Genomic DNA, 17,671 nt, shown 5'->3' with positions numbered 1-17,671 from the left:
GCGCCGAACGTCCCTCGCCGGGCTGGGCGGGCACGCCCGGCGGCGGTTAGGCTTGGTGATGGCCATCTATTACCAGGACGACGCGGTGCAGGTGACCTCCGAGTCGATCCGGGTGGGTGGCCACACCATCCTGCTCGCCGACGTCACCTACGTCTGGCACGCGCGCGGGCGCACGACCCTCGCCGTGCGCGGCCGGGTGATCGGTCGGGGCGTGCTGGTGCTCCTGCTGTCGCTGCCGCCGCTGGTGGCGCTGGTCTGCGTGGTGTCGCTCGCCTGGTCCGCGCAGGACCGGGGCAACTGGACCCTCGCCCTGATCATCCTGGCCGCCTGCGCGGTCGGCGCGCTGGCCCTGGTCCCGTTCCTGGAGGTGCCGCTCGGCTGGCTCGACCGCTCGTACGAGCGGGGCAACCGGGTCAACGAGCTGTGGGTGCAGCACCACGGGCGGGAGGTGATGCTGCTGAGCACGCCGGACGCGCTGCGGTTCGGGCAGATCTACCGCGCCGTGCAGCGGGCCGTGGAGCAGCAGGGCGACCGGGGCTGACCGGGCGGCACTGGCCCGTCCCGCGCACACTGGAGGGCATGGTGCTTCCCCTCCCCCGGCCGTCCGCCGTCGTCGGCCTCACCCGCTCCGCACTCGACCAGGCGCTCGGTTCGGCGGCCTCCGTCGCCGCCCTGCCGGCCCGCGCCTTCGCGCTGCTCGACGGGGTGGAGGCGCTGCTGCACCGGGTGAACGGGGTGGTGGACCGGATCGAGGGGACGCTGGACCGCACCGACCGGATCCTCGACGACGCCGAGAGCGCCGTCCGGGAGGTCGCCGTGATCAGTGCCGCCGCGACCACCGCGATCGACACCGCCACCGAGGTCGCCGCCGCCGCGGCCGTGGTCGTCGGCGAGGCCGAGCGGGTCTCCGCCGCCGCCGGCACCGTGGTCGCCGAGGCCGACGCGGTGGCCCACCGCGCCGCGGGGACCGTGACCGCCGCCGCGGCGGCGGCCGGCACCGCCGCCGAGCTGCTGGCCGCGTACGAGCCGGCGCTGCGCCGGGGCGCGCCGATGGCGGCCCGGTTCGTCGAGCAGCTCAGCCACGAGGAGGTGACCGCGGCCATCCGCCTCGTCGACGAGCTGCCCAAGCTCAGGGAGCACCTGACCGCCGACGTGCTGCCGATCCTGGCGACGCTGGACCGGGTGGGCCCCGACCTGCACGACCTGCTCGACGTCACCCGCGACCTGAAGCTCGCGGTGGCCGGCATCCCCGGCCTCGGCATGCTCCGCCGCCGGGGCGAGAAGCTGACCGACGAGTGAGCCGGTCCGGCGGGTGGGGCCGGCCGACCAGGGTGGATCAGGCCGGCGGGGCGTAGAGCTGGTCGATCTCGGCCCGGCTGGGCAGGGCCACGGACGCGCCGAGCCGGCGTACGCAGGCCGCGCCGGCCGCCGCCGCCCAGTGCACCGCCGCCCGCAGGTCCCGCCCCTCCCCCCAGGCCACCGCGAGCGCGGCCGTGAACGCGTCCCCGGCGGCGGTCGAGTCGACCACCTCCACCGGCACCGCCGGGACGTGCACCGGCGCGGCGTCGCGCGCGACGTACCAGGCGCCCGCGCCGCCGAGGGTCAGCACCGCGCGGGGCACCAGCGCAAGCAGCGCGCCCGGGTCGTCGCGCCCGGCGCCGGTGAGCATGCGCGCCTCGGTCTCGTTGACCACCAGCAGGTCCACGGCGTCGAGCAGCTCCGCCGGCACGTGCCGGGCGGGCGCGGCGTTGAGGATCACCCGGGTGCCGGCGGCCCGGGCGGCCAGCGCCGCCTCGGTCACCGTCGCCACGGGGATCTCCAGCTGGGCGACCAGGACGTCCGCGTCGCGTACGGCGGAGAGCTCGGCCTCGGTGAGGCCGGTGAACGCGGCGTTCGCGCCGGGGGTGACCAGGATGGCGTTCTCGCCGTCGGCGCTGACCATCACCAGGGCGACGCCGGACGCCCCGTAGACCACCCGGAGATGCCCGGTGTCGACGCCCGCCGCCGTGATCCGCGCCCGCAGGGTCACCCCGAACGCGTCGGAGCCGATCGCGCCGAGGAAGGCGCAGGACGCGCCGGCCCGCGTGGCGGCGACCGCCTGGTTGGCCCCCTTGCCGCCGGGCACCATGACGAAGTCGCTGCCGAGCACCGTCTCGCCGGGGCGGGGCAGGGCCCCGGCGGTGGCCACCAGGTCCATGTTGGCGCTGCCCACGACGGCGACGCGGGTCTGCCGCACGGTTGCCTCCCTTGTTCCGGCCACTGCGGCCGCACGGACGCGGCTCAGGCGGCGCGGGCCGTCCAGCGGTCGCCGTGGCGCTCGACCGTCAGCGGCAGGCCGAAGGTCTTGGCGAGATTGTCGGCGGTGAGGGTGTCGCCGAGCAGCCCCTGGGCCACCACGACGCCCTCGCGCAGCAGCAGCGCGTGGGTGAACCCGGGCGGGATCTCCTCGACGTGGTGGGTGACCAGGACCAGCGCCGGGGCGTCGGGGTCGGCCGCCAGCTCGGCCAGCCGGGCCACCAGGTCCTCGCGCCCGCCCAGGTCGAGGCCGGCGGCGGGCTCGTCGAGCAGCAGCAGCTCGGGGTCGGTCATCAGCGCGCGGGCGATCTGCACCCGCTTGCGCTCCCCTTCGGACAGGGTGCCGAAGGCCCGGTCGGCGAGGTGCCCGACGCCGAGCTGGCCGAGCAGGGCGCGGGCCCGCGCCTCGTCGGCGGGGTCGTAGCTCTCCCGCCAGCGCCCGACCACCGACCAGGCGGCGGTGACCACCGCGTCGGCGACCAGCTCCTCGGCGGGCACCTGCCCCGCGAGGGCCGCGGTCGACAGGCCGATGCGGGTGCGCAGCTCGTTGATGTCGGTGCGGCCGATGCGCTCGCCCAGCACGTGGGCGACGCCGGTCGTCGGGTGCAGCCGGCCGGCGGCCAGGTTCAGCAGGGTGGTCTTGCCGGCCCCGTTGGGGCCCAGCACGACCCAGCGTTCGTCCAGCTCGACCCGCCAGTGCACGTCGTGCAGCAGCGCGGTGCCGGACCGGCGTACGGCGACGCCGTCCAGGCTGACCACCAGATCCGCGTCCACGGGGCTGGCGGCGGGGGCGGCGGCGGGGGCGCCGGGGATCAGGTCACCAGTCACCCGCCCATCCAACCACGCACCTCCACACCGCCCCCCACGGGCGGCGTCCACGCCCTAGGGTGGGGCGCCGTGTCGTTGGTCACCGCACGGGGGAGGCGCGGATGTCACACCGGGAGCACGTCGGATGAGCGCCGTCATCGAGATCGAGGGGCTGCGCAAGACGTTCCACGGCCCGTACCGGAGCCGGCACGTCGCCGTGGACGGCTTCGACCTGCTGGTGGGGCGGGGTGAGGTGCACGGCTTCCTCGGGCCGAACGGCTCGGGCAAGACCACCACGCTGCGCGCCCTGCTCGGCCTGGTCCGCGCCGACTCCGGCCGGATGCGGCTGTTCGGCGAGGACGTCCCGCGGGCGCAGGCGCGGGTGGCCGCCCGGGTCGGCGCGATCGTGGAGACCCCGCAGTTCTTCGGCAACTTCACCGGGCACCGCACGCTGCGGCTGCTCGCCCTGGCCGGCGGGGTGCCGACCCGGCGGGTCGACGAGGTGCTGGCCCAGGTGGGGCTGCTCGACCGGGGCGAGGACGACGTGCGGGGCTACTCGCTGGGCATGCGGCAGCGGCTCGCGGTGGCCTCGGCGCTGCTCAAGGAGCCGGAGTTGCTGATCCTCGACGAGCCGGCGAACGGGCTGGACCCGGCCGGCATCCGGGAGATGCGGGACCTGATGCGGTCGCTGGCCGACGCGGGGGTGACCGTCCTGCTGTCCAGCCACATCCTCGGCGAGATCCAGCTGATCTGCGACCACGTGACGATCGTCTCGGCGGGGCGGCGGGTGGCCTCCGGCCCGGTCGCGGAGGTGCTGGCCGGCCACGACCGGCACGAGTGGCTGGTGCGCGTGCCGGAGCCCGAGCGGGCGGCGGAGCTGCTGCGCGCCGCCGACCTGATGGTGGGCGAGCGCCCCGACCACCTGGTGGTCGGCGGGGTGTCCGACGCCGGCGAGGTCAGCCGGCTGCTCGGCGAGCAGGGGCTGTGGGTACGCGAGCTGGTCCCGCTGCGGCCGGACCTGGAGAGCGTCTTCCTGGAGCTGACCGACGGCGGCACGCACGACGGGGAGGCAGGGGCATGAACCTGGTTCGGGCCGAGTGGGAACGGCTGGCGGCACGCCGGTTCGTGCGGCTCATGCTGGCGCTGCTGGTGCTGGCGTTCGCGATCACGGCGGCGACCGCGCTGGTGGGTTCGCACCGGCCGTCGTTCACCGAGATCGCCGCTGCGCGACAGAGCGCCGCCGCGGAGCGGCAGGCGTTGGAGGAGACGTTCCAGCAGTGCCTGGCGGCCGTACGCGGGACGCTGCCGCCGGAGGAGGCCCAGGACTACCCGCCGGACTGTTCGGTGTTCGACCCGGGGCAGCGCGACCGGCTGCCGGTGGCCGCCGACTATCTCCACGGGGTGTTCACCTTCGCCGACCAGGCCCGGCCGCTGCTCTATTTCCTCGTCCTGTTCCTGGTGCTGTTCGGGTTCCTGGTGGGTGCGTCGTACATCGGGGCGGACCTGTCCACCGGCGGGGTGGTGAACCTGTTGATCTGGCGGCCCCGGCGGCTCGCCGTGCTCGGCGCGAAGCTGGGCACCCTGCTGGGGGCGGTGACGCTGCTGTCGGTGCTGGCGTCGGCGGCGTACCTGGGGGTGTTCTGGCTGATCGGGCAGGGCGCCGGGCTGCCCGGGGTGACGGGCGGCGACTTCTGGCCCGGGCTGGGGCTGGTCTGGCTGCGCGGGCTGGTGCTGGTGCTGCTCGTCGCGACGGCCGGCTTCGCCCTGGCCACGCTGGGCCGGCGGACGGCGGCGGCGCTCGGCGCGGTGACCGCGTACGCGGTGGTGTGGGAGCTGGGCCTGCGGGTGGTGGTGGAGGTGGTGGGCCTGCCGCGCGGCGAGGACTGGATGCTCTCCACGTATCTCGACGCGTGGTTGACCGGCGAGGCCCGGCTCTCCGACGCGACCGCCTGCCGGGGGGTGGGCGGCTACTGCGACGGCAGCTACCAGATCGGCTGGGGGCTCGGGCTGGTGGTGCTGCTGGTGCTCGTCGGCGCGCTGACGGCGGCGGCGTTCGGCGCGTTCCGTCGCCGCGACCTCGCCTGAGCCGCCCGCCGGGCACCACACCTCGCCGGGCCGCCCGCCAGGCGCGGCGACACGTTGCAGCACCCCGCGCGGTGGTGAAGAATTCCTTCACATGAGCCGCGCGGGGTCAGCCCACGGTGCTGCCGAAGACCTCGTCGCGCACCGCGTCCAGGGCCGTGCGCAGCGCGCCGTGCAGGATCGGCTCCTCGGTCAGCCCCGTCGGCACCACCCGGGGCCGGACCAGGGTGATCGCGGCCACCTCGTGCTGCACCCGCTCGGCGAGCGCCGCCCCGCCGGCCTGGCCGACCTCGCCCGCGAGCACCACCAGCGGCGGGTCGAGCACCACGCAGGTGCTCGCCACGCCCAGGGCCAGCCGGCGGGCCAGCTCGTCGAGCAGCGGGCCGCCGGCGGTGCCGGCGGCGATCGCCGCGCGCACCGCGTCGGCCGCCGAGTCGGCCGGCAGCCCGTGCTCCCGGGCCACGGCGAGCACCGCGTCGGCCCCGGCGAGCTGCTGGAACGCCGGCTTGGCCCGGCGCGACACGTCGCGCGGGATGGGCACGCCGGGCACCGGAAGGTAGCCGATCTCGCCGGCCGCGCCGCTGCTGCCGTGGTGCAGCCGGCCGCCGAGCATGATCGCCAGGCCGACGCCCGCGCCCACCCAGACCAGCACGAAGTCGCGGTTGTCCCGGGCCGCCCCGGACTGCGCCTCGGCCACGGCCGCCAGGTTGACGTCGTTCTCGAAGACCACCGGGGTGGCCAGGTCCTCGCGCAGCGCGGCGAGCAGGCCCCGGTGCCAGCGCGGCAGGTTGAACGCGAACGTGATGTCGCCGCTGGCCGGGTCGACCAGGCCGGGGGTGCCCAGCACCACCCGGCGCACGCTGGACAGCTCCGCCCCCGCGCCGCTCGCGGCCTGGACGACGGCGTTGTGCACCACCCCGACCGGGTCGTCGGTGTCCCGGGTGGACTGCTCCACCCGGGAGACGACCGCACCGGTGATGTCCGCGCAGGCGGCCACCACCCGCTCGGCGCCGACGTCCACCCCCACCACGTACGCCGAGCCCGGCCGGACGGCGTACAGCTGGGCGTTCGGGCCCCGCCCGCCGGCCTGCTCGCCGACCCGGGCGACCAGGCCGCGCTCCTCCAGCCGCTCGACGAGCTGGGAGGCGGTGACCTTGGACAGCCCGGTCAGCTCGCCGAGCCGGGCCCGGGTCAGCGGCCCCTGCTCCAGCAGCAGCTCCAGCGCCGCGCGGTCGTTGAGCGCCCGCAACAGGCGGGGGGTGCCGGGCAGGCGGGTCGCACTCATGCCACGTCCTCAAATTTTCGTAAACTTTGCTAACCAAACCGACACGCGGGTGACCGTAGCGTAACGGCCGCCCCGGACCTGGGTACTCGGACGACCCGGCACCCGCCGACGCCTCCGGTACGACGACCGCGCCCGACCGGGCACGGCAGAGGGGAGACCTCCGTGGCGACCGATCCTGGACTGCGCCGGCTCGCGCTGGGCACGCTGCTGGCCGCGTACCCGGGGCCGGTCCCGCCGGACTGGGCCGTCGAGCTGGTCGCCGAGGGGCTCGCCGGGCACACCCTGTTCGGCACGAACGTGCACGACCCGGCCCAGGTGGCGGCGAGCACCGCCGCGCTGCGCGCTGCCCGGCCCGACGTGCTCGTCGCGATCGACGAGGAGGGCGGGGACGTGACCCGCCTCGCCCACGCGACCGGCAGCCCGTACCCGGGCAACGCCGCCCTCGGCGCGGTCGACGACCCGGCGCTGACCGGGCAGGTCTACGCGGCGATCGGCGGCGAGCTGGCCGCCCTGGGGATCACCGTGGACCTCGCCCCGACGGTGGACGTGAACACCGCCGACGAGAACCCGGTGATCGGCACCCGCTCCTTCGGCGCGGACCCGGCCCGGGTGGCCGTCCACTCGGCGGCAGCCGTCGCCGGGCTCCAGTCGACCGGGGTGGCCGCCTGCGCCAAGCACTTCCCCGGCCACGGCGCGACGGTCGCCGACAGCCACCACGAGCTGCCCACCGTCGACGCGTCCCCGGCGCTGCTGCGCGAGCGCGACCTGCCCCCGTTCGCGGCGGTCGTCGACGCCGGGGTCAAGTCGATCATGACCGCGCACATCCGGGTGCCCGCGCTCACCGGCGACGGCCCGGCCACCTTCAGCCGCCCGGTCCTGGTCGACCTGCTCCGCCGCGAGCTGGGCTTCACCGGGGCGGTGATCACCGACGCGCTGGAGATGCAGGGCGCGGCGCTGGCCGCCGGCGGGGTCGGCCCGGCCGCCGTCCTGGCGCTCGCCGCCGGGGCGGACCTGCTCTGCATCGGCGCGCGGGTCGACGCCGGCCTGGTCGAGCGGGTCGCCGCCGAGATCGTCGCCGCGCTGGGCGACGGCCGACTCGACCGGGCCCGGGTCGAGCAGGCCGCCGGCCGCGCCGCCGCGCTCGCCGCCGGAACGCGGGCCGCCGCGCTCGCCGCCGCGCACGGGGCCGCCCGCCCGCCGGCGCCCACCCCCACCGACCTGGGGTACGCCGCCGCGCGGCGCGCCGTCCGGGTGGAGGGCGACGTCGCCGGGCTGGGCCGGCCCCTCGTCGTACGGCTGGACGCCGCGACCACGATCGCGCAGGGGCGGGTGCCGTGGGGCCTCGGTCCGCACCTGGCCAGGTCGGAGGAGATCCGGGTGGTGGCCGCCGAGGCGGACGCGGCGGCCCTGCGCGCCCACGCCGGGGAGCGGCCGATCGTGCTGGTCGGTCGGCACCTGCACCGGCTGCCGGGCGGCGCGGCGCTGGCGGACGCGCTGGCCGCCGCGCACCCGGTGGTCGTGGTCGAGATGGGCTGGCCGGGGCGGTGGCGGCCGGCGGGGGCGCGCGCGTTCGTCACCACGTACGGCGCGAGCCACGCCAACGGCCACGCGGCGGCCCGGGCGCTGGGCCTGACCGGCTGACCGAGCCACCGCCACCGGGACGAGGCGGGGCGGGGGCGGGGGCGGGGGCGGGGGCGGGGGCGGCAGCCATGATCGCCTGCTGCTCCGCGAGAGAAGCCGCGGCGTGTCGTCTCACCAACCGACAGACGATCATCGGCGCCACGGCCCGCTCTTGAACGCGTTCAAGTTGTGCCCTACGCTGAGGACGACCTGAATTTGAACGTGTTCAAGGAAGGTGCCGGGATGGACGTCAAGGTCTGGATGTACCTGGTCTACCTCGCGGTCAGCATCGGCCTGACCGTCTGGGTGGCGCGGTCGCTGTCCCGCAACGGGCTGGTCTTCCTGGAGGAGGTCTTCGCCGACGAGCGGCTGGCCCGCGCCGTGAACAGCCTCCTGGTCGTCGGCTTCTACCTGCTCAACCTCGGCTACGTCACGGTGGCGATGCGGCACCGCGACCCGGTCACCGGCACCAGCCAGGCGATGGAGGAGCTGTCCCTGAAGGTGGGGCTGGTGCTGCTGGTGCTCGGCGCGCTGCACTTCTTCAACGTGTTCGCGCTCGGCCGCTACCGCCGGGGCCGGCTGCGCCAGCTCGCCACGCACCCCCCGGTGGCACCCGTCGCCCGGCTCGCCCCGCCGCCCGCCCAGCCAGGCCCGCACGCGCCGCACGCGCCGTACCCGGTCGCCCCATACCCCGCCGGGCCACACCCAAGCGCGCCGCAGCCCACCGGCCCGCGCCCAGTCGCCCCGCACCCCGCCGGCCCGCAGCCTGCCGGGCCTCCGGCCGCCCCGGACGGTGGCGCGACGGGCGCCGGCCCGGTCCCGCCGGCCCGATGAGCGGACACTCTCCCGTTCCGGCGGGCGACGCCGGTCCCACCGCACACGGGGGCGGTGGGACCGGCGGCCTCACCGTCCTCTACGACGCGCACTGCCCGCTGTGCCGGGCCGCCCGGCGCTGGCTGGCCACGCGCGCCCAGCTCGTACCCCTGGAGTTCGTGCCGGCCGGGTCGGCCGAGGCCCGGCGGCGCTTCCCCGGCCTCGACCACGACGCCACGCTGCGCGACCTGACCGTGGTGGCCGACACCGGCGAGGTGTACGCGGGCGACGGGGCCTGGTTCGCCTGCCTGTGGGCGCTGGCGGACCACCGGGCCACGGCCGAGCGGCTGGCCCGGCCGCACCTCATGCCGCTGGCCCGGCGGATGGTGGCCGCCGCCTCGTCGGTCCGCGGGCTGGTCCGCGAGGAGTGGGACGGATCGGCCGGCCCCGAACCGGGATACGGTGACGACGATGACCGAGCAGACTGCGCCGACGACCGCTGCGGGCGAGGCGGCGACCGTCCGGGGTGAGCAGACGCGGCGGCTCATCCTGGACACCGCGCTGCGGATGTTCCGGGAGCGCGGCTACGCCCGCACCACCATGCGGGCCATCGCCCAGGAGGCGGGCGTCGCGGTCGGCAACGCGTACTACTACTTCGGCTCCAAGGACCACCTGATCCAGGAGTTCTACGCGGGCACGCAGGTGGAGCACCGGGCCGCCGCGGCGGCGGTGCTGGCGCGGGAGACCGGGTTCGGGCAGCGGCTGGCCGGGGTGCTGCACGCGGGCCTCGACGTGCTCACCCCGTACCACGAGTTCGCCGGGACGTTCTTCAAGACCGCGGCCGAGCCGACGTCGCCGCTGAGCCCGTTCTCCGCCGAGTCCGCCGCGCCCCGGCAGGCGTCGGTGGCGCTGTTCCGCGAGGTGCTCGACGGCTCGACCGCGAAGGTCGACCCCGAGCTGCGCCCGGAGCTGCCCGAGCTGCTCTGGCTGGCGTACCTGGGGATGATCCTCTACTGGGTGCACGACCGCTCCCCCGGGCAGGCGAAGACCCGGCAGCTCGTCGACGGTGCGGTGCCGCTGGTCGACCGCCTCGTCGGCCTGTCCCGGCTGCGGGTGCTGCGCCCGGCCACCCGCCAGGCGATCACCCTCATCCGCACGCTGCGTCACTGACCTTTGACCCGGCGCGACATCAAGGCGCAGGTCAAGTCCGTTAGACGACACCGCCGACCCGCCGACTCCCCTTGCCTGCCGCCGATCTCGTTACGTAGCGTCATGGGCGAGACGGCGGCCGGCGGGAGCGACCGGCCGTGCCACGGGGAGGACCTGGGGGGAGGCCGCGCGGACCGTGGATCCGGCCCGGGATCCACGGTCCGCGCCCGGCTCACGGGGGATAGACCCCGTACGACCGCCAGCCCCGGTCCGGGAAGCCGGCGGCCTCCGCCACCCGCGCCGACGCGCCGTTGGCCGGGTCGTGCCGGTACGTGGGCACGGCCCCCTCGTCGAGCACCCGCCGGGCGGCCTGGGCCACCAACCGCCGGGCCAGCCCCCGGCCCCGGGCGGCCCGCACCGTGCCGACGGCCAGCTCGTGACCGTGCGCGTCGTGCCGCTTGATCGCCACGCCGGCCAGGTACCGCCCGTCGGCGTCCCGCACCACCAGCACCTCGCGGTCGAACAGCCCCAGCCACCGGGGCAGCCCCGGCTCGGTCGGCGCGACCCACTCCCCCACCTCCGGCAGCGGGGCCGGGGCCAGGGTCCACCGGAACACGTCGTCGTTGGGCACCCAGCGGGGGTGGGTGACGGCACCCGGCAGGCCGGCGAGCAGCCGCCGGTGCGACCGGGCGGCGAGCGCCCGGACGGCCGGGACGTGCCGGGGCGCGACCGAGAGCACCGTGCCGCGCCCGTCGCCGACCGCGATCGCCGGGCGGAGGCGGCCGTCCCAGGCGGGCAGGTCACGCCGGTACGAGCCGACCACGTGCAGCCCCGGCCCCGGCGGCCACCGCCCGAGCCAGGTCACCAGGTGCAGGTAAAGCCGCCGGTCGCCCACCGGTCGCCTCCCTCCGCCGCGCCCGCCGGGGGGCGCCGACATGATCACGGTACGCCGGTGGGCGCGCAGCCGTGCGCGGGTCGGCGGGGGCCCGGGGGCGGGCGGGCAGCGGGGCCGCCGACGACGGGCGGCGCGCCGTCACATCGTCGGCGGCGGGAACCCGGGGCGCTCCGACCACGTCATATCTATTTCCATACATGTACAACTTTCTCTGGGACGGTAAGGTCATGCCGAATCTGCCTGAGGACCGACACGAGCAGGACGCCGAGCGGCGCCGGCGGGGCACGCGCGGGTGGTTCCCGGCACAGCCGGCATACCGGGAGGCCCGCAACGCGCGCGGCGCCCGGCCGGCCTTGTCCTGGGCGGAGCTGAACCGGCTGCCGGCCGGCTGCTCCACCCGGCGCGGCCTGACGGCCCGCTGACCCGGACCGACGCGGGGCCGGGTGGGCTCAGAGCTGCGCGGCGATGGCCTTCGCGGTGTCCACGTCCGGGCCGGGCCGCGGCACGAAGACCGTCCGCCGGTAGTACTCCAGCTCGCGGATGCTCTCCCGGATGTCGGCCAGCGCCCGGTGGGCCAGCCCCTTCTTGGGCTGCCCGAAGTAGACCCGCGGATACCAGCGCCGGCACAGCTCCTTGATGGAGGAGACGTCGATCATCCGGTAGTGCAGGTGGGCGTCGAGGCGCGGCATGTCCCGGGCGATGAAGCCCCGGTCGGTGGCGATCGAGTTGCCGCACAGCGGGGCGGAGCGGGCGTCCTTCACGTGGCTGGTGACGTAGTCGAGCACTAGGTCCTCGGCCTCGGCGAGGGTCACGGTGGACCGCCGGACCTCCTCGGTCAGCCCGGACTTGCCGTGCATGGTGCGCACGATCTCCGGCATCGCCGCCAGCGCCGCCTCGTCGGCGTGGACGACCACGTCGACCCCGTCGCCGAGCACGTTGAGGTCGGGGTCGGTGACCAGCGCGGCGACCTCGATCAGGGCGTCCCTGCCGAGGTCCAGCCCGGTCATCTCACAGTCGATCCAGACGAGGAGATCAGCCACGCGCACAGCCTACGCGCAGCCCGCACCCTCGCGCCTCGGCGGCGTACGCGGGATGGACCGCTAGGGTTTCCCCGTGCCAGCTGAACCGATCGCGCCACCCTCCGTGACCGCCGACGAGCCGGGCGGCCGCCGGGTCCGCCGGCTGGTCACGGTGCTGGCCCTGGCGGCCGTGCTGCCCGCGCTGTACCTGCCGGGACTGAAGCACGACTTCCTCGATCTCAAGATCTACATGCGGGCGATGGACTGGTGGGCCGCCGGCCACCCGCTCTACGACTACGTGCAGCCGGACCGGGTGCAGGGCGAGCTGTACTTCACCTACCCGCCGGTGAGCGCGCTGCTGCTGCGCCCGTTCGCGCTGCTGCCGCTGGGGCTGACGATCGCGGTCTTCACGGTCCTCACCGTGCTCGGCGTGGTGGTGACCACGCGGTGGCTGCTCGCCCCGGTCGTGGCCCGGCACGGCCTGCCCCGGGTGTTCACCCTCACCGTCGGGGTGCTGCTGGTCTTCGCCGTGGAGAGCACCCGGGAGACGATCACCTTCGGCCAGATCAACATGCTGCTGGTCGTGCTGATCCTGGCCGACCTCCTGTTCGCCGTGCCGCAGCACCGGCGCTGGGCGGGCGTGGGCGTCGGGCTGGCCACCGCGCTGAAGCTCTACCCCGGCATCTTCATCGTCTACCTGCTGGCCACGCGGCGGTGGCGGGACGCGGCCGTGGCCTCGGCGACCGCCGCCGGCGCCACGCTGCTCGCCGCGGCCGTCGCGCCGGCGGACTCGTGGCGGTTCTTCACCCACGAGCTGTGGGCGACCGACCGGGTGGGGCGCACCGACTACACCGGCAACCAGTCGCTGTTCGGGCTGCTCAGCCGGCTCACCGCGCCCGCCGAGCCGAGCCGGGCGCTGTGGCTGGCGCTGGCCCTGCTGGTCGCCGGGTACGGGCTGTGGCGGGCCACCCGGGCCGCCCGCGCCGGGGACGCGCTGACCGGCCTGACGCTGACCGGCCTGGTCGGGGCGCTGGTCAGCCCGATCACCTGGACCCACCACATCTACTGGTTCGTGCCGGCGGTGGTGCTGCTCGCCGACGGGGCGCTCGGCACGGACCCGACGACGCCGGCCGGGGCCCGACGCAGACGGTGGCTGACCGGTTTGGCCGTCGGCACCGGCGCGCTGATCGGCTACGGGGTGGTGTCGTTCCACGACTGGGGGGTGGCCCCGGTGCCCACCGACTCGCCCGGCGAGTTCCTGGCGCGCAACGCCTACGTGCTGCTGAGCCTGCTGCTGGTGGCGGCCCTGCCCGTCGCCCGCCCCGCCCCGGCTTCCGCCCACCAGGGCGAGAAATCGCACCAAATGGACAGTTGTCCCGAGTAGCGTCGTTACCGGCTAATCTTACCCATACCTCGGGCATTCCCCGTGGCACCGATCCCCCGGTGCAGGCGGCCCTCCGTGTCGGCAGCACGGAGGGCCGCTCGCCTGCCGTGCGAGGAAGGGCCCCCGCTTAACGCCTCCGGTCGAGAGGGGTTCCCCGCTCACCGCCCCGCTGGGGCACCGGGCCGCCCCGCCGGGCACCGGGTCAGGGGTGCCGGCGGCGGGCGCTGGGCGCGGCGGGGCGGATGCGGCGCGGCTCGACGCGTACCGGCCGGGTGGTGGCCTCCGGCGCGGCCGGCGGCCAGGCCGGCGGGCCCGCAAGCGCCGACGACCCCGACGACGACGCCGGGCGGGCCGACGGGCCGGGCGGGAAGGGCGGCGGGGCCAGGTCCGCGAGGGTGGCCGGGCGACGGGCCGGGGCCGGGCCCAACGCGGGCCGGGGCCGCCCGGCCGCCGCGCCCACCGCGACCAGTTGCCGGTCGGCGGGCACGGCCGGGTCCGGCGCGGGACGCGCGCCCAGCCCACTGAGCGAGGTCACCCCGAGCCGGTCGGCGAGCGCCGGAACTTGGTCGGGCTCGACCACGAAGACCACCTCGCGCGGTCGCGCCGGGCGCAGCAGCAGCGCGGCGGAGGCCACCAGCAGGACGCCGAGGGTGGCCAGCAGCCAGGCGGCGGCCGGGAACCAGTCGGCGGCCACGCGCGCCTGGAGGGCCACCGCCCCGACTCCGACGGTGAACCCGCCGGCGGCGTCGGGGTGCCGGGACAGGACGCCGAACACGCCTGCGGCCAGTAGCGCCGGGATACCGATGGTGAGCAGCAGCATGCCGACGAGCGCGCGAGCGATCCGCATCCGTGTCGTTCCTTCCGTGGCCTGGGTACTCGGCCGACCTTACCGGCGCAAAAGGCGCAATCGACCCGATATCAGCAGCAACGGCGTACGACGGGGGCCGGAAACGGGCCGGCCCGCCGGGTGGACCGGCGGGCCGACGGGCGGGGGTCTCCCGGGTCAGCTCGTCGCGGCCGGCCCCCGCCGGGTGCGGGCGAACGCGAGCCCGCCGAGGACCAGCCCGGCCAGGCCGGCGACCAGCCCCGCGACGCCGAACGCGAGGCCCGCCCCGCCGTCGGAGTCGTCGTCATCGTCCGCCGCCGCAGCGGGCGCGGCCGGGGCCGGGGCGCCCTCCGTCGGGGCGGCGGCGGTGAGGGTGAGCACGGGGGCCGGCTTCTCCGGCTCCTCGGCCCCGGCGGCCGGCTCCTCGATCCAGCGCACCACCGTGCCGTCCGAGTAGGTCTGGAGCGCCTTGAACACCATCGTGTCCACCTGCGGCAGCGGCCCCATCGACACCGGGAACTCCTGGAACTGGCCCGGCTTCACCGCCGCGTCGCCGGTCGCCGTCCAGGTGATCTTCGCCACCGCCTCGGTGACCTCGCTGCCGTGCACCTGCACCGGCGGGTCGACCTTGCGCTTCTCCACCGCCACCGTCCACCCCGGCACCGGCATCGTCGACACCGAACCGACCGGCGCGTTCTCCGGCAGCACCACCTCGACCTTCGTCGTCGACGTCTCGTCGCTCTCGTTCGGCACCCGGAACGCGAACCGGCCGTAGCCGCCCTGCGTCGCCTCCTTCGGGTTGACCGAGACGTGCGCCGAGGCGGGCGCGGCCACGCCGAGCACCGCGGCGGCGACGGCGCCGAGGGCCAGGGCGGCGGCGGTTACGGAACGGCGGTGACGGAGCATGGGGGACTACCTTTCGTCAACGGATCGGCACGGTGGCGCTCACCGTGGCCTGGTCGATGTCCGAGATGCGGACGGTGAAGCGGAACTGCCAGTCGCCCGAGGCGGGCAGGTTGATCTCCCCGGACGCGTGGTTGTCGGTCAGCGGCAGCAGCGGGATCTCGATCGGCTCGATCCCCGCCGACGGCAGCGCGGCGGTCGCCTTCCACTCGGCCACCGGCTGCGGCCGGTTGTCCGACGTGTACGCGTACAGGTGCATCGAGTTGTTGCCCCGCCGGGCCGGGTCCAGCTCCACCTGGAGCGAGTAGAGCGGGCTGGACAGCGTGGTGGTGAAGAAGTTGTCCGGCGTGCCGGCCACCTCGGCGGCGCTGCGGGCCGGCGGGGTCTGCACCAGGGTCGCCGTCACGCCGAGCACCACGGCCGTGATCGCCAGCTCGACCCAGACCGCCCGGCGCACCGGGGCCGGGTGGGCCGCGGCGGTGCGCCGGCGCACCAGCGCCCGGGAGTACGCGGCCACGCCGATCACCAGCGCGAACAGCAGGATCTTGGCCAGCACCAGCCGCCCGTACGTGGTGTCGACCAGGGCCGCCGGGGTGGCCACCTCGATCAGCGCCTGCACGGTGCCGGCGAGCAGCAGCGCCGCGACCGACAGCGCCGCCCAGCGCGACCAGACGGGCAGGATCGCGCCCAGTTCCCGCTCGTCGGCCAGGCGCAGCAGGAAACCGCCGAGCATCACCAGCCCGCCCAGCCACACGGCCATGCTGCCCAGGTGCACCGCGTCGACCACCACCGACACCGCCGGCGCGGGCGAGGCCGCCGGGTGCCCGGCCAGCGGCCAGGTGAACAGCGCCGCGCCGCCGAGGACCGCCAGGATGATCGCGTCGGTGCGCCCCACCGGCCCGGCGAAGAGCGGGCGGAGCAGGAACGCCGCCGCCGCGAGCAGGCCGAGCCGGACCAGGTGCGCCGTGCCGTACGTGCTGCCGAGCACGTCGGCGAAGCCCGCGCCGGTCACGTCGAACAGCCCGCCGCCGGCGGTGTAGGGCACCTGGAGCCACAGCTCGGCCACGGTGGCGAACGCCAGCACGCCGACCCCCGTCCAGGCGAGCCGGGCCGGGCCGCGGCGGTCGAGCCGGCGCGGCCAGAGCGCGCCGAGCACCAGCGCGGGGCCGACCAGCAGGAGCAGGCCGGCGTAGCCCAGGTACTTGGCGACCTTGACGCCGGTCTCCACCACCGGGTCGGCCCGGGTGTCCGACCCGCTGTCCGTCGGCGGGGTCGACGGCGCGCCCACCGACCAGGTGAACGCGCCGGAGATCGGGTGGCTGTCCGCCGAGATCACCCGGTAGCTGATGAGGTACGTCCCGCGCCCCGCCGAGGGGTCCACCGGGATGGTCACCACGGTGTCGGTGAAGGACGGCTCGCCCCGGTCGGCCCGCGCCCCGTCCGGGGCGATCACCCGGATCTTCCCGGCCACCTTGCGCACCGGCTCGCTGAACGTCAGCACCACCTCGGACGGCGCGCTCGGCACCACGGCGGAGGCGGCCGGGCTGCTGCTCACCAGCACCGCGTGGGCGCTCGCGGGGGTGGCCGGGGCCAACAACAGGGCGACGACGGTGACCAGCAGGCCGGCGAACGTGCCGAGGCGCGCGAGCCGGCGGGGGGGCCGGAGAGTGGCAGCAGTCATGCCGGCCATGCTCGCCGATGAACGGGCCGGTCGGCGAGCCCCGCCCGGCCCTCGGGCGCGCCGCCGGCGCTTCCCGGGGTCGCCGACGCCTGCGGGTCCGCGCCGTCCGGCCGCGCCGACGGCGCCACGCGGACGTAGTCGCAAGTCATGAGGGGATGGTCGGGCGGGGCACCGGAAAAGTTCCCGGAGTGGGCCACGTCATCGGAAGGGTCGAAGGACCCTGCCGGTCACCGGCACGCCGCGTACCGTGGTCTGACGTGATCCCCGCGCCGCGCGAGCCCGCCGCCGACGGTCCCAACGACCCGGCGGGTGGTCGTGTCCCCGACCCGGCGGCCCCGCGCGGGGCCGACCCGGCGACCGGCTGGGCGCTGGCCGCCCGCGACGGCGACCCGGCGGCCCAGGCGGCGTTCGTCCGGGCCACCCAGGCCGAGGTGTGGCGGTTCGCCGCCGCGCTGGTCGACCCCGACACCGCCGACGACCTCACCCAGGAGACCTACCTGCGGGCGTTCCGGGCGCTGCCCGCCTTCGCGGGGCGGTCCAGCGCCCGCACCTGGCTGCTCGGCATCGCCCGCCGCGCCTGCGCCGACCACCTGCGCGTCGTGGTCCGCCGCCGCCGGCTCGCCGAGCGGCTGGTCAGCCACGCCCACACCGACCTGCCGCACCCGGACCCCGCCGGGCAGCTCGGCGCCGTCGACCTGGTGCGCCGGTTGCCCGCCGAACGACGCGGGGCGTTCGTGCTCACCCAACTGCTCGGCCTGTCGTACGCCGAGGCCGCCGCCGTGGAGGGGGTGCCCGTCGGCACCATCCGCTCCCGGGTGGCCCGGGCCCGGCACGACCTGGTCGAGTCGGCCGGCGACGCGCTCGCCGGATGACCGGAAACGCCGGCCGTGACCGGGAACTCGTGCGCGACGG

General features: G+C 76.3%; 19 protein-coding genes. 11 read left to right on the top strand and 8 right to left on the bottom strand.

The window, feature by feature from the left end:
- Positions 1-58: 58 nt before the first annotated feature.
- Entirely contained in the window at positions 59-541 is a 483-nt protein-coding gene (locus O7633_RS27540; protein WP_278132748.1) for a DUF6232 family protein, read from the top strand.
- A gap of 38 nt (positions 542-579) precedes the next feature.
- Entirely contained in the window at positions 580-1,299 is a 720-nt protein-coding gene (locus O7633_RS27535) for a hypothetical protein (protein ID WP_282324476.1), read from the top strand.
- A 37-nt stretch (positions 1,300-1,336) separates the two neighbouring features.
- On the opposite strand, the gene O7633_RS27530 is transcribed toward O7633_RS27535, so the two are convergent.
- Both O7633_RS27530 and O7633_RS27525 read right to left on the bottom strand, forming a co-directional pair.
- Positions 1,337-2,236 (bottom strand): ribokinase, encoded by a 900-nt coding sequence (locus tag O7633_RS27530; RefSeq protein ID WP_282324475.1) that lies wholly within the window; start codon positions 2,234-2,236, stop codon positions 1,337-1,339.
- A gap of 44 nt (positions 2,237-2,280) precedes the next feature.
- Positions 2,281-3,123 carry an ABC transporter ATP-binding protein gene (locus O7633_RS27525; RefSeq protein WP_282324474.1) on the bottom strand — a complete coding sequence of 281 codons (843 nt, stop codon included), beginning with the start codon at positions 3,121-3,123 and terminating at the stop codon, positions 2,281-2,283.
- A gap of 124 nt (positions 3,124-3,247) precedes the next feature.
- Here O7633_RS27525 and O7633_RS27520 point away from each other — a divergent pair, with 124 nt between their 5' ends.
- Both O7633_RS27520 and O7633_RS27515 read left to right on the top strand, forming a co-directional pair.
- On the top strand, positions 3,248-4,183 hold the full coding sequence (locus O7633_RS27520; protein ID WP_282324473.1) for an ABC transporter ATP-binding protein: 936 nt from the start codon (positions 3,248-3,250) through the stop codon (positions 4,181-4,183).
- Positions 4,180-5,187 carry an ABC transporter permease subunit gene (locus O7633_RS27515; RefSeq protein WP_282324472.1) on the top strand — a complete coding sequence of 336 codons (1,008 nt, stop codon included), beginning with the start codon at positions 4,180-4,182 and terminating at the stop codon, positions 5,185-5,187. Before O7633_RS27520 ends, O7633_RS27515 begins: the two co-directional genes overlap by 4 nt.
- Positions 5,188-5,293: 106 nt before the next feature.
- Here O7633_RS27515 and O7633_RS27510 read toward each other — a convergent pair whose 3' ends face one another.
- Positions 5,294-6,469, bottom strand: coding sequence for an ROK family transcriptional regulator (locus O7633_RS27510; protein WP_282324471.1), 1,176 nt, complete (start codon positions 6,467-6,469; stop codon positions 5,294-5,296).
- 162 nt (positions 6,470-6,631) lie between these two features.
- Between O7633_RS27510 and O7633_RS27505 the strand changes: the two genes are divergently transcribed.
- The 4 genes from O7633_RS27505 to O7633_RS27490 all read left to right on the top strand — a co-directional run bounded on the left by O7633_RS27505 (position 6,632) and on the right by O7633_RS27490 (position 10,072).
- Complete coding sequence (locus tag O7633_RS27505) at positions 6,632-8,110, top strand: glycoside hydrolase family 3 N-terminal domain-containing protein (RefSeq protein WP_282324470.1); 1,479 nt, start codon at positions 6,632-6,634, stop codon at positions 8,108-8,110.
- Positions 8,111-8,332: 222 nt separating this feature from the next.
- Positions 8,333-8,923 carry a hypothetical protein gene (locus O7633_RS27500; protein ID WP_282324468.1) on the top strand — a complete coding sequence of 197 codons (591 nt, stop codon included), beginning with the start codon at positions 8,333-8,335 and terminating at the stop codon, positions 8,921-8,923.
- Positions 8,920-9,432 (top strand): DCC1-like thiol-disulfide oxidoreductase family protein, encoded by a 513-nt coding sequence (locus tag O7633_RS27495; RefSeq protein ID WP_282324467.1) that lies wholly within the window; start codon positions 8,920-8,922, stop codon positions 9,430-9,432. Before O7633_RS27500 ends, O7633_RS27495 begins: the two co-directional genes overlap by 4 nt.
- A complete protein-coding gene (locus O7633_RS27490) occupies positions 9,374-10,072 on the top strand; it encodes a TetR family transcriptional regulator (protein WP_282324466.1) in 699 nt (232 codons plus the stop codon). The genes O7633_RS27495 and O7633_RS27490 overlap by 59 nt, the downstream gene beginning before the upstream one ends.
- 211 nt (positions 10,073-10,283) lie before the next feature.
- Here the strand turns inward: O7633_RS27490 and O7633_RS27485 are convergent, their stop codons facing one another.
- On the bottom strand, positions 10,284-10,946 hold the full coding sequence (locus O7633_RS27485; RefSeq protein WP_282324465.1) for a GNAT family N-acetyltransferase: 663 nt from the start codon (positions 10,944-10,946) through the stop codon (positions 10,284-10,286).
- Positions 10,947-11,173: 227 nt separating this feature from the next.
- On the opposite strand from O7633_RS27485, the gene O7633_RS27480 reads away from it, so the two are divergent.
- Complete coding sequence (locus O7633_RS27480; protein ID WP_074473701.1) at positions 11,174-11,368, top strand: hypothetical protein; 195 nt, start codon at positions 11,174-11,176, stop codon at positions 11,366-11,368.
- 27 nt (positions 11,369-11,395) lie between these two features.
- Here O7633_RS27480 and orn read toward each other — a convergent pair whose 3' ends face one another.
- Positions 11,396-11,992 (bottom strand): oligoribonuclease, encoded by a 597-nt coding sequence (gene orn / locus O7633_RS27475; protein ID WP_282324464.1) that lies wholly within the window; start codon positions 11,990-11,992, stop codon positions 11,396-11,398.
- A 67-nt stretch (positions 11,993-12,059) separates the two neighbouring features.
- On the opposite strand from orn, the gene O7633_RS27470 reads away from it, so the two are divergent.
- Entirely contained in the window at positions 12,060-13,349 is a 1,290-nt protein-coding gene (locus tag O7633_RS27470) for a glycosyltransferase 87 family protein (protein ID WP_282324463.1), read from the top strand.
- A 202-nt stretch (positions 13,350-13,551) separates the two neighbouring features.
- On the opposite strand, the gene O7633_RS27465 is transcribed toward O7633_RS27470, so the two are convergent.
- From O7633_RS27465 to O7633_RS27455, 3 genes are all read right to left on the bottom strand, one after another.
- Positions 13,552-14,196: a hypothetical protein gene (locus tag O7633_RS27465; RefSeq protein WP_282324462.1), complete on the bottom strand. Its 645-nt coding sequence runs from the start codon at positions 14,194-14,196 to the stop codon at positions 13,552-13,554.
- A 156-nt stretch (positions 14,197-14,352) separates the two neighbouring features.
- A complete protein-coding gene (locus tag O7633_RS27460; protein WP_282324461.1) occupies positions 14,353-15,081 on the bottom strand; it encodes a YcnI family protein in 729 nt (242 codons plus the stop codon).
- A gap of 16 nt (positions 15,082-15,097) precedes the next feature.
- Positions 15,098-16,759, bottom strand: a complete 1,662-nt coding sequence (locus tag O7633_RS27455; RefSeq protein WP_282324460.1) for a copper resistance protein CopC — start codon at positions 16,757-16,759, stop codon at positions 15,098-15,100.
- 368 nt (positions 16,760-17,127) lie between these two features.
- On the opposite strand from O7633_RS27455, the gene O7633_RS27450 reads away from it, so the two are divergent.
- The gene (locus O7633_RS27450; RefSeq protein ID WP_282328659.1) at positions 17,128-17,631 is read left to right on the top strand and encodes a sigma-70 family RNA polymerase sigma factor; all 504 of its coding nucleotides are present in this window, start codon (positions 17,128-17,130) and stop codon (positions 17,629-17,631) included.
- Positions 17,632-17,671: the final 40 nt, after the last annotated feature.

Origin of the sequence: Micromonospora sp. WMMD712 (assembly GCF_029581295.1) — a bacterium.
Classification (GTDB): domain Bacteria; phylum Actinomycetota; class Actinomycetes; order Mycobacteriales; family Micromonosporaceae; genus Micromonospora; species Micromonospora carbonacea.
This window is presented reverse-complemented; position numbering and strand designations above follow the sequence as displayed.